The following is a 323-nucleotide window of genomic DNA, read 5'->3' as shown; positions in this document are numbered from 1 at the left end:
GCTTCGGCTTCGGCTTCGGCTTCGGCTTCGGCTTCGGCTTCGGCTTCGGCTTCGGCTTCGGCTTCGGCAAGAGTGTCTGGCTGATCGAGTAACTGGTCAAGGTTGGTTGCCGACAACCACGCTTCTTCTTCAAACTGCACTTCGTCTAACAATGCATTCATTGTTTCATGCGTGAAGTCTGAGTCTGGCACCAGCTCCATTTGCGGATTAGCTGCTTGCTCTGCTTGCTCTGCTTGCTCTGCTTGCTCTGCTTGCTCTGCTTGCTCTGCTTGCTCTGCTTGCTCTGCTTGCTCTGCTTGCTCTGCTTGCTCCTGATTGCCTGA

Annotated in this window: 1 protein-coding gene; it reads right to left on the bottom strand. The window is 54.5% G+C overall.

Annotation, left to right across the window (positions count from 1 at the left end; translation table 11 throughout):
• Positions 1–323: hypothetical protein (locus MPL1_RS13795; RefSeq protein WP_009727608.1), on the bottom strand; the 323-nt coding region annotated here is incomplete at both ends.

Origin of the sequence: Methylophaga lonarensis MPL (assembly GCF_000349205.1) — a bacterium.
Lineage (GTDB): Bacteria > Pseudomonadota > Gammaproteobacteria > Nitrosococcales > Methylophagaceae > Methylophaga > Methylophaga lonarensis.
The sequence above is the reverse complement of the archived record's forward strand: the minus strand, read 5'-3'. Positions and strand labels throughout refer to the sequence as shown.